Source organism: Nesterenkonia sp. HG001 (assembly GCF_034438835.1).
GTDB classification, from domain to species: domain Bacteria; phylum Actinomycetota; class Actinomycetes; order Actinomycetales; family Micrococcaceae; genus Nesterenkonia; species Nesterenkonia xinjiangensis.
In genome coordinates this window covers 279461-292813 of sequence record NZ_JAOSZD010000002.1, presented here as the reverse complement: position 1 = coordinate 292813, position 13353 = coordinate 279461, and the positions used below count along the sequence as shown (strand labels likewise).

At 66.1% G+C, this 13353-nt stretch carries 21 protein-coding genes and 1 pseudogene; 15 read left to right on the top strand and 7 right to left on the bottom strand.

Annotation, left to right across the window (positions count from 1 at the left end):
* Window positions 1-30 precede the first annotated feature (30 nt).
* The 13 genes from ODE13_RS04080 to ODE13_RS04020 all read left to right on the top strand — a co-directional run bounded on the left by ODE13_RS04080 (window position 31) and on the right by ODE13_RS04020 (window position 7457).
* The gene (locus tag ODE13_RS04080; protein ID WP_322478085.1) at window positions 31-954 is read left to right on the top strand and encodes a hypothetical protein; all 924 of its coding nucleotides are present in this window, start codon (window positions 31-33) and stop codon (window positions 952-954) included.
* Window positions 954-1364: a hypothetical protein gene (locus ODE13_RS04075; RefSeq protein ID WP_322478084.1), complete on the top strand. Its 411-nt coding sequence runs from the start codon at window positions 954-956 to the stop codon at window positions 1362-1364. Before ODE13_RS04080 ends, ODE13_RS04075 begins: the two co-directional genes overlap by 1 nt.
* Complete coding sequence (locus ODE13_RS04070; RefSeq protein WP_322478083.1) at window positions 1361-2119, top strand: hypothetical protein; 759 nt, start codon at window positions 1361-1363, stop codon at window positions 2117-2119. Before ODE13_RS04075 ends, ODE13_RS04070 begins: the two co-directional genes overlap by 4 nt.
* The gene (locus ODE13_RS04065) at window positions 2119-2487 is read left to right on the top strand and encodes a hypothetical protein (RefSeq protein WP_322478082.1); all 369 of its coding nucleotides are present in this window, start codon (window positions 2119-2121) and stop codon (window positions 2485-2487) included. The genes ODE13_RS04070 and ODE13_RS04065 overlap by 1 nt, the downstream gene beginning before the upstream one ends.
* The gene (locus tag ODE13_RS04060; protein ID WP_322478081.1) at window positions 2484-2864 is read left to right on the top strand and encodes a hypothetical protein; all 381 of its coding nucleotides are present in this window, start codon (window positions 2484-2486) and stop codon (window positions 2862-2864) included. The genes ODE13_RS04065 and ODE13_RS04060 overlap by 4 nt, the downstream gene beginning before the upstream one ends.
* Entirely contained in the window at window positions 2861-3250 is a 390-nt protein-coding gene (locus ODE13_RS04055; protein ID WP_322478080.1) for a hypothetical protein, read from the top strand. Before ODE13_RS04060 ends, ODE13_RS04055 begins: the two co-directional genes overlap by 4 nt.
* Before the next feature lie 16 nt (window positions 3251-3266).
* The gene (locus ODE13_RS04050; protein WP_322478079.1) at window positions 3267-3656 is read left to right on the top strand and encodes a hypothetical protein; all 390 of its coding nucleotides are present in this window, start codon (window positions 3267-3269) and stop codon (window positions 3654-3656) included.
* Window positions 3657-3699: 43 nt separating this feature from the next.
* The gene (locus ODE13_RS04045; protein ID WP_322478078.1) at window positions 3700-4998 is read left to right on the top strand and encodes a pyocin knob domain-containing protein; all 1299 of its coding nucleotides are present in this window, start codon (window positions 3700-3702) and stop codon (window positions 4996-4998) included.
* A complete protein-coding gene (locus tag ODE13_RS04040; RefSeq protein ID WP_322478077.1) occupies window positions 4995-5429 on the top strand; it encodes a hypothetical protein in 435 nt (144 codons plus the stop codon). The genes ODE13_RS04045 and ODE13_RS04040 overlap by 4 nt, the downstream gene beginning before the upstream one ends.
* A gap of 6 nt (window positions 5430-5435) precedes the next feature.
* Window positions 5436-5819: a hypothetical protein gene (locus tag ODE13_RS04035; protein WP_322478076.1), complete on the top strand. Its 384-nt coding sequence runs from the start codon at window positions 5436-5438 to the stop codon at window positions 5817-5819.
* Window positions 5820-5897: 78 nt separating this feature from the next.
* Window positions 5898-6062, top strand: a complete 165-nt coding sequence (locus ODE13_RS04030) for a hypothetical protein (protein ID WP_322478075.1) — start codon at window positions 5898-5900, stop codon at window positions 6060-6062.
* Entirely contained in the window at window positions 6055-7218 is a 1164-nt protein-coding gene (locus tag ODE13_RS04025) for a peptidoglycan recognition family protein (protein ID WP_322478074.1), read from the top strand. Before ODE13_RS04030 ends, ODE13_RS04025 begins: the two co-directional genes overlap by 8 nt.
* A gap of 11 nt (window positions 7219-7229) precedes the next feature.
* A complete protein-coding gene (locus tag ODE13_RS04020; protein WP_322478073.1) occupies window positions 7230-7457 on the top strand; it encodes a hypothetical protein in 228 nt (75 codons plus the stop codon).
* An 86-nt stretch (window positions 7458-7543) separates the two neighbouring features.
* Here ODE13_RS04020 and ODE13_RS04015 read toward each other — a convergent pair whose 3' ends face one another.
* From ODE13_RS04015 to ODE13_RS04010, 3 genes are read right to left on the bottom strand one after another with little or no spacing between them, the layout of a single operon-like run.
* Window positions 7544-7885: a DUF2283 domain-containing protein gene (locus ODE13_RS04015; protein ID WP_322478072.1), complete on the bottom strand. Its 342-nt coding sequence runs from the start codon at window positions 7883-7885 to the stop codon at window positions 7544-7546.
* Between the two features lie 56 nt (window positions 7886-7941).
* Window positions 7942-8196 carry a DUF4258 domain-containing protein gene (locus ODE13_RS16920; protein WP_416210543.1) on the bottom strand — a complete coding sequence of 85 codons (255 nt, stop codon included), beginning with the start codon at window positions 8194-8196 and terminating at the stop codon, window positions 7942-7944.
* Window positions 8197-8204: 8 nt separating this feature from the next.
* Entirely contained in the window at window positions 8205-8627 is a 423-nt protein-coding gene (locus ODE13_RS04010; protein WP_322478071.1) for a DUF6941 family protein, read from the bottom strand.
* A 355-nt stretch (window positions 8628-8982) separates the two neighbouring features.
* Here ODE13_RS04010 and ODE13_RS04005 point away from each other — a divergent pair, with 355 nt between their 5' ends.
* A complete protein-coding gene (locus ODE13_RS04005; protein WP_322478070.1) occupies window positions 8983-9147 on the top strand; it encodes a hypothetical protein in 165 nt (54 codons plus the stop codon).
* 308 nt (window positions 9148-9455) lie between these two features.
* On the opposite strand, the gene ODE13_RS04000 is transcribed toward ODE13_RS04005, so the two are convergent.
* From ODE13_RS04000 to ODE13_RS16915, 3 genes and pseudogenes are all read right to left on the bottom strand, one after another.
* Window positions 9456-10019, bottom strand: coding sequence for a PH domain-containing protein (locus tag ODE13_RS04000; RefSeq protein ID WP_322478069.1), 564 nt, complete (start codon window positions 10017-10019; stop codon window positions 9456-9458).
* 248 nt (window positions 10020-10267) lie between these two features.
* Window positions 10268-10699 (bottom strand): helix-turn-helix domain-containing protein, encoded by a 432-nt coding sequence (locus ODE13_RS03995; protein ID WP_322478068.1) that lies wholly within the window; start codon window positions 10697-10699, stop codon window positions 10268-10270.
* Between the two features lie 675 nt (window positions 10700-11374).
* Window positions 11375-11496 (bottom strand): annotated as a pseudogene (locus tag ODE13_RS16915) (IS3 family transposase); the annotation flags it as partial.
* A gap of 260 nt (window positions 11497-11756) precedes the next feature.
* On the opposite strand from ODE13_RS16915, the gene ODE13_RS03990 reads away from it, so the two are divergent.
* Window positions 11757-12332 (top strand): Ltp family lipoprotein, encoded by a 576-nt coding sequence (locus ODE13_RS03990; RefSeq protein WP_322478067.1) that lies wholly within the window; start codon window positions 11757-11759, stop codon window positions 12330-12332.
* Window positions 12333-12668: 336 nt separating this feature from the next.
* On the opposite strand, the gene ODE13_RS03985 is transcribed toward ODE13_RS03990, so the two are convergent.
* On the bottom strand, window positions 12669-13220 hold the full coding sequence (locus ODE13_RS03985) for an AAA family ATPase (RefSeq protein WP_322478066.1): 552 nt from the start codon (window positions 13218-13220) through the stop codon (window positions 12669-12671).
* Window positions 13221-13353: the final 133 nt, after the last annotated feature.

The window sequence follows — 13353 nt, the reverse complement described above, 5'->3', positions numbered from 1 at the left end:
CGCGGCTGCATCCGCCCGACACTGTGGGACATGAACAACGCGTGGCACGGTCGGGCCAGCGGCACCCCCAGCAACAGTCGGCACTCGCCCATGGGTGAGAACAACCGGCTCCGTCAGGTGACGATCAACGGGTCGGGGCTGCGCGCTGACCTCATCGGCGCGTGTCTGTCGGCATCGGTGTCGGCGTCGATGGGGTCGATCACCGAGCTGCGCTTCGCCTTCGCCGACGACCACGACCTGTCCCTGTTCCGTTCTGGGATCTTCCAGGACGGGCAGACGGTGCAGTACGCGCATTGGCGGGGCCGGCTGCGTGGTGGTGGTCGGGTCCGGGCCCGGAAGGGCGGCCCGGTGGTCGAGGTGGTCGCCCCGTCGCTGTTCGTCGCGAAGCTGCAGGACCAGACAGGTGGTCGTGACTGGGGTCAGCAGAATATCGCTCAGTGGGTGCGCCGCCAGGCCGAGTCGGTTGGCATGGTGCATCAGGTGCAGCCTGATCTGGGGACTGCCACGATCGTGCGGGAGAAGCCTGACGGTGACCGCGAGGAGTCCACCTGGGACGTGATCACGGAGGTGGCGCAGGAAGCCGGCGCGTGGGTGTTCGAGCACTCGACGCGGCTGATCATGGGCAAGCCGGCTTACATCGCGGAGCGCACCCCGGTGCGGCGACACATTCCGCTGCGCTGGTCCGGGTGGGGCGACTCGTCTGCCGCCCTGGTTGGGCTGCCGGAGTTCACCCCGGGTGGCCGTGAGGATCAGGAGCTGAAGCTCAGCATCGTCGGCGAAGACGCGGACCAGATCTGCCCGGGTGACACGGTGGAGCTCTCGGGACGGCTGACTGGCGGCACCCGGGAGACGAACGCCAACGGGGTATGGGTGGTGCGGGATGTGGAGCTGCCGCTGACCCGGACGGTTCCGGTGGGGCTGACCTGCATTCGTGCTGTGGCGGGTGCTCTGTGATGCCGGCCGGGGTGTGGACTGGGGTGCTGGCGGCGGCGGTGTGGCCGCTGGTGGAGTACCGGTACACGGTGGGCCGGGATCTGGACTCGGACTGGGCGGATCCGGAGATCCCCCGCACGGTGAGCGTCGGCCAGGTGGTCTCGGCGGCGGTTGCGCCTCACGGTGTGGCGCTGCCTGAGGATGACCCACGCCTGCTGGCGGTGCTGCGCCGTGACATGGTCATGGTGGAGTCGTCTCTGTGGTGGATGCTCGCGGTGCATGCCGACGATGGGCGGCTGGGTGTGGTGACTCCTCGTGGTGTGGTCGAGTCTGCTGGTGAGCAGCTGGGCCTGATCCTGTCCCCGGAGCCGGGCCGGTATCGGGGGTATTTCCCCGTGCCTGGGGTCCGGTATCAGGGGGTGTCCCTGTGAGTCAGATCAGCAAGATCACGCAGGCCTCCCGGGCGGCCCGTCGGGTGGAGTCTGGGGCTGACCGGGTCCCGGCCGTGTGGCGTGCCCGGGTGGTGCATTCGGATGATCAGGGCGGCGTCTGGGTCGTGGTGCCCCGGCTGACCGGAGACTCCTGGCATGGGCCGGTGCAGGTCGTCGGGGATCAGCCGGACACTGGCGCCCGGGTGCTGGCGGTCGCAGTGGAGGGCCGCAAGGGCGACATGGTCGTCATCCATCCAGCCTCGGAGCGTGTGGACGACCTGGAAGCCCAGCTGGGCGGCCCCGTGTTCGACACGCTGGCAGCGCACGGCCTGGCGCTGGGGGTCGCGGAGAACATCCTCGAGGCGAACCTTCTGGGCGAGGTGACCTGGTGGCACTCCGACGACATGACGAATCAGTCCTCAGACAACGTGCAGGTGTGGCCTATCGAGGACCACACCCCGGCGGGGATCCAGCGAGCAGTCCGGCTCGAGGTCGACGTTCTCACTGAGGGGTTGGCCGGGTTCGAGCTGTTCTCCGCCGCCCCCGTAGTGGACGGCGACCGGCCGCTTACCCCGACGGCGGCCATTGACGTGGCTGGTGATTCGCATCGGTACCGGTTCGGGCTGGACTTCCACGTGCCCGCTGAGGCCGGTCTGGAGCTGAGGTTGGCGACCCGGCCGACGGGTGACCCGCGGGCGGGCCGGATCGGGTTCACGACTCCGGTGATCACGACCCCAGTGGAGAGGAGCGCCTGATGGGGGATCTGCGAGCGATCGGTCAGCCGTACCCGCTGTTGCCGGGGTTCCGGGACATTTCCGGGTTCCTGGATAACGGGTGGTCGGCGTGGACGGCGGACGAGGCGTCCGTGTTGATCGATGGCAACTGGATCGCCTACAGCCTCCGCGTCAGGGGCACTGACTCGACGTCGTGGTTCATCACCGAGCAGCTACCACCCGGGATCCTGCCGGTGGGCAATCCGCCGCTGATGGGGTGGGCGGACGGTGAGCTGATCCGGGTGCAGATCCAGAACCGGTACATCTTCATCCCTGCGGATCAGCGCGGCCCGGAGCGGCCGACCGAGCTTGTCGTGAACACGCCCGCGATGCCGAGGAGGATGCCATGAGCCTTGCTGACCACGGACTGGTGTTGCACCAGTTCCAGCCCTACCCGGAGCTCGACGGCTTCTGGAGCTTCTCGACCCTGCTGGAGAACGGGTGGCAGGCGTTGAGCGTGACGCACGCGTGTGTGCGGCCGAACCGGAACGTGGCCGAGTTCCAGTTGCGCCTGGTCGTGGGGACGAGCAACCACCTGATCAACGCCGGCGGTTGGCCCGAGGAGCTGCGACCGCATGCCAACACCGAGAGGATCGTGTCGGTGAACAGGCAACTGCACTTGATCCGGTTCAACACCGATGGGGCCGTCCTACTGCTGGGCTACTCGTCCAGCCTGCAGGGCGAGCAGTTGATCGGGGACTTCACCCTGCCGAGGAGGGCAGTATGAGTGACTTCCCGCTGATCACGACCCCGTACCCGTCCCTCCACCCGGCGCTCGACATCTCCAGCCTGCTGGTCAACGGATGGACCGAGCGGTTCCCTCAGAACGTGTCCGTCGGGGTGACCCCCAACGTGCTGTTCTACAACTTCCGGCTAGTCGCTGACGACGCTACGAACTGGATCTTCATGGAGGGCCTCCCGCCGGAGCTCCGGCCACCGCAGAACCTTCACGTCACCGCGCTGACGCCGGTCGGGGCGACCTTGGCCCTGGTCCGCGCATCCGACGGCGCCTTCATGATCCCATCACTGGGCCGCAACGCGCTCGACCCGCCATGGGACAGGACCGGGGAGCTGACCGTGACCGGCGCCGTGCCCCGCGGCGCCGGCACCTGAGACCCAGGAGGACACCATGAGTGACCTGTCGACGCTGAACACCGCCTACCCTGACGTGCATCCGTGGGTCGATCTGCGCGACTATCTGGTCAACGGGTGGACCTCGCTCGGGACGCAGACGTGTGGGGTGTCCGCGCAGCCGAACATGCTGGCTTGGTCCATGCGCCTCAACCGCGATAACTCCACCAGCCGTACCTTCATGGCTGATCTTCCCGTGAACCTCCGGCCACCGCAGAACTTGCCGGTCGGGATTTTCATCAGCGTCGGCGCCACCTACTGCCTGCTCTACCGGTCCGGGACCATGTTCGTACCGAACGCGGCGTTGGACGCGCTCGGCGGATCCTGGGACCGGACCGGTGAGATGACCGTGACAGGTCTTGTGCCCCGCGGGACGGCGGTGAGCTGAGCCCGTCCCCCACCCCTGGGGGCGATCCGGCCATGGTGAGGGCATGGCTATCGAGGAGACCGACCGGCTAGGACTGCCGACCTACACCTCCGGCACGGACGCGCATCCGATCCGTGAGGACTTCAACGCGAGGATGCAGCTGCTCGACCAGCTGGCCGCCATCGTGGAAGAGGGCCCCCACGAGGACCGGGGACTCCCCCAGACGTGGGGCAGGTTCTGGCTGTCTACCGACACCCGTGACTTGTACTTCGACCGGGGGAATGAGTGGGTGCTGGTCGCTCGCATCGGTGGTGGCGGCGCCGGCCAGGACGTCACCGTGTCAAGTTCTCCCTCCGAGGGGTCCAGTGATCGCGCGGCCCGGGCTGACCACACGCACCGGCTGCCGCTGGCCACGAGCTCCGCCCACGGTGCGATGAGCTCGGCCGACAAGTCTCTGATCGATCAGGCCTCGAACGTGAGCTACCCCAACCGGCTGGTACGGCGGGACTCCTCGGGCCGGATCAACGTCCCGGACCCGTCCCTTACTCCACACGCCACGAACAAGGCCTACGTTGACGACCAGGTCGCCACCCGGGCGGCTTCCAGCCACACGCACAGCGCGAGCGATGTCTCGTCGGGCGTTCTGCACCATAACCGGATCCCGGCGGCCACCAGCTCAACCCAGGGGGCGATAAGCGCCACGCATTTCTCCATGCTGAATGACGCCCACTGGGATGGCGGAGACGGGACCCTGGTGCGGCGAAGCTCCCCGAATCGGCGCATCCGCATCGGAGACCCCGGCTCCGCAGATGATGCGACCACGAAGCGGTACGTGGACCAGCAGATCGGGGACCACTCGCACAGTGGTACGGACATCACCAGCGGCACAGTCCCCGCCGCCCGATTGCCTGCCGCCACGCAGAGCACACAGGGGGCGATGAGCGCCGCGGACAAGGAGAAGCTGGACCTCGCACGTGCCGACGCCATCGGCGGACGTCTCGTCCTTCGCCTCTCCGGCGGTCAGGCCAGCTTCGCGGACCCCGTTGCCAACCTGCACGCGGCGAATAAGCAGTACGTCGACGCCGCGACCAGCACCGGCAGTGTCGTCAACTTCCGGGGGAACCTCACCTCGTCCACACACCTGGACACCGTGACCGGGCAAGGCGAGTACACCACCACCGGGACCAGCACAGTCCACCCCGACAACGGGTACCCGATCGACGGGGAAGCCGGAGTCCTGTCGGTCCGGTCCTCCGGCCTGTCCTACGTCCAGGAGTGGACCCAGACCAATGGGACCCCGCGCCGATGGATCCGCACCCGGAACACCAGCGGAACCTGGTTCTCCTGGCGGGAGCTGACATGATCCAGCATCCGAGGTCCCCCGGCTGGCCACAGCTGCTCTGGTCCCGCCTCCAAGAGCCCCGGCTGATGACGGCCGCCCACATCATCGCCTACGCCACCATCGCCGCCGCCGGCGCCTCCGTCCTGATGGACCCTCCCGCGTCGATCAGCACCCAGATCGGGCACACCATGACCACCCTCTGGGGGCTCATGTCCCTGATCGGCGGGGCAGTCGCCATGATCGCCTGCCCTGCCGGCCGGTGGATGATCGAGAAGCCCGCCCTGGTGCTCTGCGCCACCGGGGTCCTGCTCTACGGGCTGACCGTGTTCGGGCTGCACTGGACCACCGACGGGAACCGTCTCCCCCAGGCGCTCATCCTGGCCGCCCTGTTCCTGCACCTGGCCGGCCGGTTCGTGTACATCCGGCCGTTCTCCTACGAGCCGGGCAAATGACAGGTGGTGGTGCACACACTGCTGGCCGCGACAACGAGTGAGGGGAATCCGCGCATGTGGGACTGGTCAGTGTTCTGGCCCGCTGTGGCCAGCGTCTTCGGCGCCGGGGGATTCCTCGCCGTCACGGTCCAGGAGCTCCGGAAGTGGCGGTCCGGCCGGGCCCAGGCCGAGCGACGCCGCAACAACGACTTGAAGGCGACCGCCGACCAGGCTGCCGCGGCTCGTGCACACGCTGAGGCGCTCCGAGACTGGGAGGCCACACGGCGCCGACAGATCGCCGAGCACGCCTCGCATCTGCGCAGGATTGCCCTGGAGCACGGCGTGCCGCTTCATGAGCTTCCACCTTTCCCGGCTCCGCCGGACCGGCCTCAGCGCGACGACTACCACTGAGCCCCGTCCCCCAACCGGGGTCCGTGCCAGCGCTGAATGGATGGTGACAGCACACCACGATCGGCCTTGGAGGCACCCATGGGAGAGAAGACTCTCGACTCGGATGTCGAGGTCACCTACGACCCCGACATCACGGAGAAGCAGGCCGGCGCAGAGCCGACCCCGGAGAACGCGCTGACCCCGGAGGCGGTCGCGGAGATCGAGGCGGCCGAGCAGGTCCGGGAGGTGGTGCCCGGTGAGTGAGATCATCCCCCGCGCCCGGTGGGGCGCACGCCACCGCAACGGCGTCGGCACCAGGACGACCGGCAGGCTGGAGAAGTACCTGCACCACACGGTGACCAGCCAGCTCCCGGAGTCCGCGAGCTTCGCCCAGGACGCCGCCGCCGTGCGCACCGTCGAGACCATCGGGCAGAACCGCTTCGGCGCCGGCATCAGCTACAGCTTCCTCATCACCCCGTCGGGGCGGATCTTCGAGGGCGCCTCAGTCGACCGAGTCAGCTACCACTCCGGCCCCGGCCGCAACAGCAGGGGCGTCGGGATCTGCCTGGTCGGGAACTACGACACCCACCGGCTCGGCGCCCGCGCCCGTGACGCGGTCGTGTGGCTGCTCCAGGAGGGTGTTCGCCGCGGCTGGTGGGGCGACCCTGCGCTGACGGAGATGCACCGAGACTTCCGCGGCACCGCCTGCCCCGGCAAGCACGCCGCCGCCCAGTTCGAGGACATCAACCGCAGGGGCCGCGGCCAGACCGTCACGACCGGTTCGGGATCTTCCGGCTCTGCTGGGTCTGGCAGCACGGCCGCCGGCGGGAGCACCAGCAACGCAGGCAGCGCGGCGACGGGTGACTTCCTCGTCGGCACCGCCCGTGTCCCCGTCCACCCGGCCGCCACCCGGGACCGTGACCCCATCGGCCACGTGGGCGCCGGGCACGCGATCCGCCGAGACCCCTCCCGGGACACCCCCGGCTGGCACGGCGTCGGCGGCTCCTGGTTCGTGCACAAGTCCGAGACTGAGCCCACCAGCGCTGATGAGTCCGCTGGTCTGTACGTCGGCCAGTGGCCAGGACGTGCCCTGCCCGGACGCGACGCCCACACGTGGGAGTCGCACTTCGCATGGGTCGAGTTGCTGGCCCGTGTCGGCTACGCCGACGAGTCGCTGACCGTGGCGCTGCAGAAGTGGCTGGCCGACCTCGGAGAGGACGTCGGCCCCGCAGACGGCGTCCCCGGACCTCGGACGGTCCGCGCCCTGCAGACGGCGCTCCGCAAGCGCGGCCACTATGACGGGCTGATCGACGGCGACCGCGGGCCCATGACCATCCGCGGCGAGCTCGCCTACCTGAACTCGCAGCGCTCACACCTGGGCTCCTGGTGGCCCCAGCACACCCGAGCACCCCGACTCTGAAAGGAACACCAATGCCCGAGATCAAGGAGACCCCCGACCGGGGCATCAAGTCCGACAACGTCCGCCAGGCGGTCTACATCGCCCTCGCCGCCGGCCTCGCGATCCTGACCGTGTTCGACGTGATCACCGAGGACGTCGCCGAGCAGATCGAATCCATCGTCCTGCAGATCGCCGCACTGGCCGGCTTCTCCCTGGCCGCCGCCAACAAACCCAAGCGGCTCGACCAGCCCGGAGAGTAGCCTGGCCTCAGACGCAGAAGCGCCCCGCCTCCCACCGCTAGAACCCGCAGTGGGAGGCGGGGCGATTCTCGTGTATCTGAAGCAACCTACGCGGGTAGGAGGCCAGGCGTCGACCAACCATTCGTCTGATCCACGACGCCGTCACTGGAAACTGTCGATGTAGCGTTCATGAGGCTTCGGAGCCTCGATGCGGCCACAGCGACCTTATTCACGGTAGATGTGCCCCACTTGAAGTGATCGCCCATCGCCAGCACCGGCAGTTCGGCTACCCACCTGAGAACTTCGATGCCTACAACTCGATCGTTTGCGTCCAGGTCAACGACCACTGCATCGGAGTACTCCACGGTTCGAGCTACGGGCTGTTCCGAGATCTGGACGTACCCAACGCCGAAGGTGGAGTCAAAGTATGTACTGTCCTCGATATTCATGCTTTCCTCCTGCGGGGTTGGTCAGAGTGACCTGCCCGGATCCACACCTTACATCGTCACTGGTCGTCTTTGAAATAGGCTGTGATCACGACGATCTCAGATTCTGGGGCGGCGTCCTCGATGGGCGGTTGAGTCACCACGTAGAGTGGCTTGGGGTGAATGTCAACGATGTATACGCGGCGATTCGGGTGGTCACGCGAAGGCTGAGACCCAAGTCGCTTGTGCTCCCACAGTACCTGCTCAATAGCAGCTCGCGAGATACCTCGCATCTGCATCCTGCGCTGACAATGGGGGATAATCTTCAGTCGCATACCGAGAGCTACCCCGGGTGTCCGCTCGACTCGTTCACAGAGAAGTAGAGGCTGCGAACCAGCTCATCTCCGATCAAGATGTCAACCTGGTGTCTCCCCTCATCTTCAAGCGTCATGGGTATTCCCACAGCGAAGATGATCCCGACCCGGCCACGGTACGGGTGGATGCCTTGGGCCGGATCGAGCGAGGTTTCCAGGTGTATCCTCTCGGAAGCATCCTCAGCCCCGATCCGGAGGCGCAGCGGAAAAACTTCGCCGTCCTCTGCTGCTCGTATACGCCCTGCAATGTGCAGGTGGAAATTCGTTGGGAGTCCCAAGACGTTGAGCTGAGTGAAACTCGCCCCCACCGCCGTAAGGCTGTTACCTTCGGCGCGTGCGTACTCCGCAAGGAACGCGTAGTCGAGCTCCGGGAGGCTCTGGGGGGTAGTCATGAGCGGATCTTACTGACTTCTCGATGGATACGCATCAGCCAGCGACAAGAATTACGACCGGATCCGTTGGTGGCCGAGAAACCAGATCACGCACGGGAAGCCCCAGTAGCCATCGGTCACACCGTGTAACGCTCCGGTGTGGGGTTGTTGACTGCATCACCGACGCCGGCGTCGAGGGCGTCCGTGCTGCGGCTCCGCTGGCTGGTTGCCGAAGCGTCGGAGCACGAGCCGGAAGAGGAAGCGGCCAACCTTCATGGCAAGGTATCGAATGATCATGACCGGATAGTAACCCGCCCCGCTAGGAGCCAGCCCGAGAGCTGCGGTGCGTGATGGAGGGTGCGTCTACCCTGGGCCCATGCCTGACCTCCGCCCCTGCCGGTACTGCGGTGCGCTCATCGACTGGGGCCGCCGCCTCGACCACCTGCGTTGGCACGCGACCATCGACCCGGAGCTCGAGACTCCGACCAGCAGCCACGGTCTCTGGGCCAGCTCTGGCGAGTGGATCGAGACCGGCCCATGAGATGGCACGCCCACCGCAGCCTCGCCGCATATCTCCGGCTTGACGGCCAGCTGCAGGCCGCCTGGGGGCCCATGATGGAAGTTCCAGGGCCTGATCATGACGAAGCTGGATACCGCCGTTCCGGTCCCTGGCGCGCCCAGCAGTGCCCCGCATGCGGTGCCCTGGTCGAAGTACGGCACCTGGTCGTCCATCACGACTTCCACGCCCACCTGGACGCCCTAAGGGCCGAGTGAGCCGGCCGGAGACGAGCGTAGGCCCTCGCCTCCCTAGTGAGAGGCGGGGTGCTGCTCGTGTCCGGCGACCGTGGTTCAGATGTTCTCTCGAGTGGACATGCCGTAGTCCCGCCGAGACTGATCCACCGCTGCGCGCAAGGTATGCGCGACTCGACCCGCATCTTTGACGTGTGGAACGCGGATCGTCTCCCCCTCGGCGGTGGTGATGAACAGGCGGCCTCCGCTGAACACCGACTCGGCGGCCGATACGTTCTTCACGCGGTAAAGGTCGACGTTCTGGAAGTTCTTAGACAGTGCGCCGCTCTTCACCTCCAACGTCGTCACTCCGTACAGGGTGAGCTTCCGGGAAGAGATGGCCCAGAGCTGGAAGGGCACGGGGATCCAGAAGAGGACCCAGGACCACAGGATCGTGCCGATCACGGCCCGATAGTCCTTGTCGAAGATCGTCACCTGCTGGCTGGTCGGCGTGGGGCCCGCATGGACCTGCCCCATCCTCCCCTCGCCGCCGGTGGGCTGAACAGGCCCAGGCTGAAAAGGCCCCGGCTGCAACGTTCCGGATTGGTGCGGCGGCAACGGCGGCTGAAGCCCTGGCTGCATGGGGTCAATCTGGTTCGGCTCGTTCGGTTCGGTATTCATCATTCCCCCTATGAGAAGTGCGAGTCCGCCCAGTGTAAGAGGTGCCAATGACATGGCGGGACATTCCAAACATCTGGGGAAATGAGTAGACCCCCGGGGCTGGCCAGCGTGAGGGGGACGCTGCAACGGCCAGACCCGGGGGTCCGAATCACTCGCACCTTGATGAGGTAACGCCAGTCTATGAGCCACCCCTGACAGAAGACCGACACTCGGCTGACTGCGGCCTGGACATGACCCAGGGGCCGGCCTCGTCACTCCTCGGAGTGAATGACTCCGGCAGGGATAGCCCACGCCTTGCCAACGCGAGAGGCCAGGAGGCCCCCGTGGTCGATGCGTTTGAGGACTGCCTGCCGAGAGACCCCGAGTGCTTCGGCTGCCTCGGATACCGACAGCAGGTCGCCGGGCATGTCGAGGATCCCGGAGGACTTGTCGAACTCGTGTGTGGTCATGACCTGGCATGCCACGGGCTGGGCGTCCGCGGGGGTGGCATCGGCGGTCACGGTCAGCGCCACAGTGCTGGCCTGCCGAAGACTCTCAGCGGGCAGCGTGATGGTGATCTGGGTGGCCCGGCGTGCGCTGGTCGAGATCGCCGGGTGGAAGTCGGTTAGCGCGTCGATGGTCGTGTCGATCTCGTCGTCGGTGAGCTCACGGGCGAGGTGGATTGTGGCGTTCCAGTCGGTCATGGCGTCCTCCTTATGGTGGTGCGGCGGATGGGGGTGAGACGATGGGTGCTGAGGGGCCCCGGCCCCGGAGGTGCTTGCTTCATCTCCGGTGCCGGGGCTTCTCTCATCTTCTGGGCGGCCACCTGAATCCCTGCCGTTTCAGCGGGGCCAGGCTGTTCAACCAGGAGCGGCGGTCGCTGGGGGTTCCCGAGAAGGTGGTGACCCAGTTGCCGTTCTGGTCGAGGATCCGTCAGTGGCCCTTCTTGGTTTCGACCGGTTCGAAGCCGGCGTCCCGGAGGGCCTTGAGCATCTTCCTCAGCTCTTTGTTCATCGTCTCACCCCCTCCCTTGTTGACAACTACAGTCTACACCATAGGTTGTCATTTAGTAACCACGGAAGGAGTCGGGCGCGGGCAGAAGAAAGCCCCGGGCGCTTGCATCAGCAGAGGCGACACCGGGGCGTTAGGGTCCCAGGATAGCAACCGGCTCCGTGTTGGCGGCGCCAACAACCGACCTCGAAACGGGGGGCAGACCACCCCAATACTCCCCATAGACTGGCGTCATTCCGGGTCGGAGCGGCGTAACAATCGCGTCGGGTCGGGTTCGAATCCCACGCGCTCCGCCATCGTCCTTTCTCACGAGATGGGACCTGACGACCAGGGGACGCAATGGCCCCACGCCCTGTTCCCCTCTGTGTGCGACAAGTGGCCTCAGCCCCGAAGAGGTCCTTGTATTCATCGATGAATCGGATCATCTCCTCGCGGGGCGGTCGTGCTCCTCTGCAAAGACGGCTGAGGCCTTCCTCAGGATCTCGTTGGCTCACCGGGTCTCGGCCAGTTCACTGCCTCTCCTCAATGCATTGACTCGAATCGAACGCGCATTCAATCCTCCTGCGAATCGCTGACATGGGAGCATTTCGACGCGCAAAGGTCAGCGTGGACAGTGCGCGCACGCACGAATTAGTCCCATCCCAGATTCCATATTGCTTTAGCAAAATCACAATGGAGGCTAAGAGTACCCTGAAAGCATGACGATGCGGACATTCCGCGAGAACGCCCACACCGATGAGATGAGGGGCCATGCATAAGAAACTCTCCGCCATTTCCATTGCCGCACTACTCGGACTATCACTTTCCGCTTGCGTCGATGGTATTGAGCCCGATGACGCGGATATCAGCGCAGAGGAGGTGGGAGAGGAGCCCGAAGCGTCAACCGCGGACGACGCGGACGAAGCTCCCGATGCCCAAGAAGCCGAGGCGGAAGAAGCTGAGCAGGAAAGCGAGCGGGAAGCCGAGGAGGCAGAGGCGGATGAAGCTGAGCGCGAGGCTGAGGAGGAGGCTGCAGTCGAAGACGAGCCCGCGAATGAAGAAACCCCTGGCCAGCGCAACGCGAGGCAGTCCGCGGAGTCTTATCTGAACTACACGGCATTCTCCCGCCAGGGACTCATCGAGCAGTTGGAGTTCGAGGAATTCAGTACGGAAGATGCCGAGTATGCAGTCGACCATGTCGAGGTTGACTGGAATGAGCAGGCTGTGAAGTCAGCGGAGTCCTACCTTGAGTACACCTCGTTCTCGCTTCAGGGCCTCATCGACCAGCTGGAGTTCGAGGGCTTCACACCCGAACAGGCCCAGCACGGAGCAAACGAAGCCTACTGAGCGGCATCGTGAAGCGACAATGACGACCTGCGGAGAATCGCACCTCAGATGCGTTCTTGGGGCGACACTGGGGAATTGACACTATGCGCCGGGACACGCCGGAGCTGCTCGAAGCCCCCCCGGGATGAGACGGATTTCGAGAAGGCAGCCTTCACGCTATCCATAGGCTCGAATCCCACGCGCTCCGCCCATCTGCAGGCCCTTGACCAGGAGTTTCTGGTCAGGGGCCTGCGCTGTGTCAGGAATGGGGCGCCGATTCGGCGACGCGCGACCAGCGAGACGGAGGTCCTCACTGTGTCTCCCGTGTCTCCCGTGTCTCACTGTGTCTCCCGTGTCTCACTGTGTCTCCCGTGTCGCGGCACGCAATCGCGCGAGGCTCCGCTGGATATCGCCGGGGACGCACCGCACGCAGATCGTCTGGGGCCGCCGAGACACCATGTCGCACATCGCCTCGTGGAGGCCTCCCACCGCCGTCGCTCCAGGACTCGACTGCAGCATCTGTGCGGCCTGGTGGTTCGGGTCCCGAGACGGAGAACGGGCCGCGAACTGGGCGGTCGCTTCCGCTGCGGAGTTCATCAGGCAGACTTCCTGGAAGCGAGCGCCTCCACGGCGCGCGACGGCGCCCAGCTCATCGATGAACTGCTCGCGCTGGAGGAACTGCGGAACGATCACGTCGTGTCCCGCTGACACGTGGATCTCGCACATGGCCAGGGCGAGCTGCCGAGCGGCCAGCCCGGCGGCGGTCGGAGCTTTCTGCCAGTCCGTCAGGAAGCCACGGATGGTGTCGACGTCCAGCACCAGGGTCATCGCCCGGTCCTGAGCCAGAAGCCGGGCCAGGGTCGATTTTCCGCTGGCCGGGGCTCCGTTGATCAGCATCACCGTGGGCATAGGGTCATTGAACCCCGGGGCGCGGGACACGGCAATCCTGGAGATCATCGGCAGAGCGGCGGAGGCGCGCGCCTGACTCAGGTGCACCGCCATCTCCCGGGAGGAAACTGACCATCCCGAGCGCCTCAAGCTG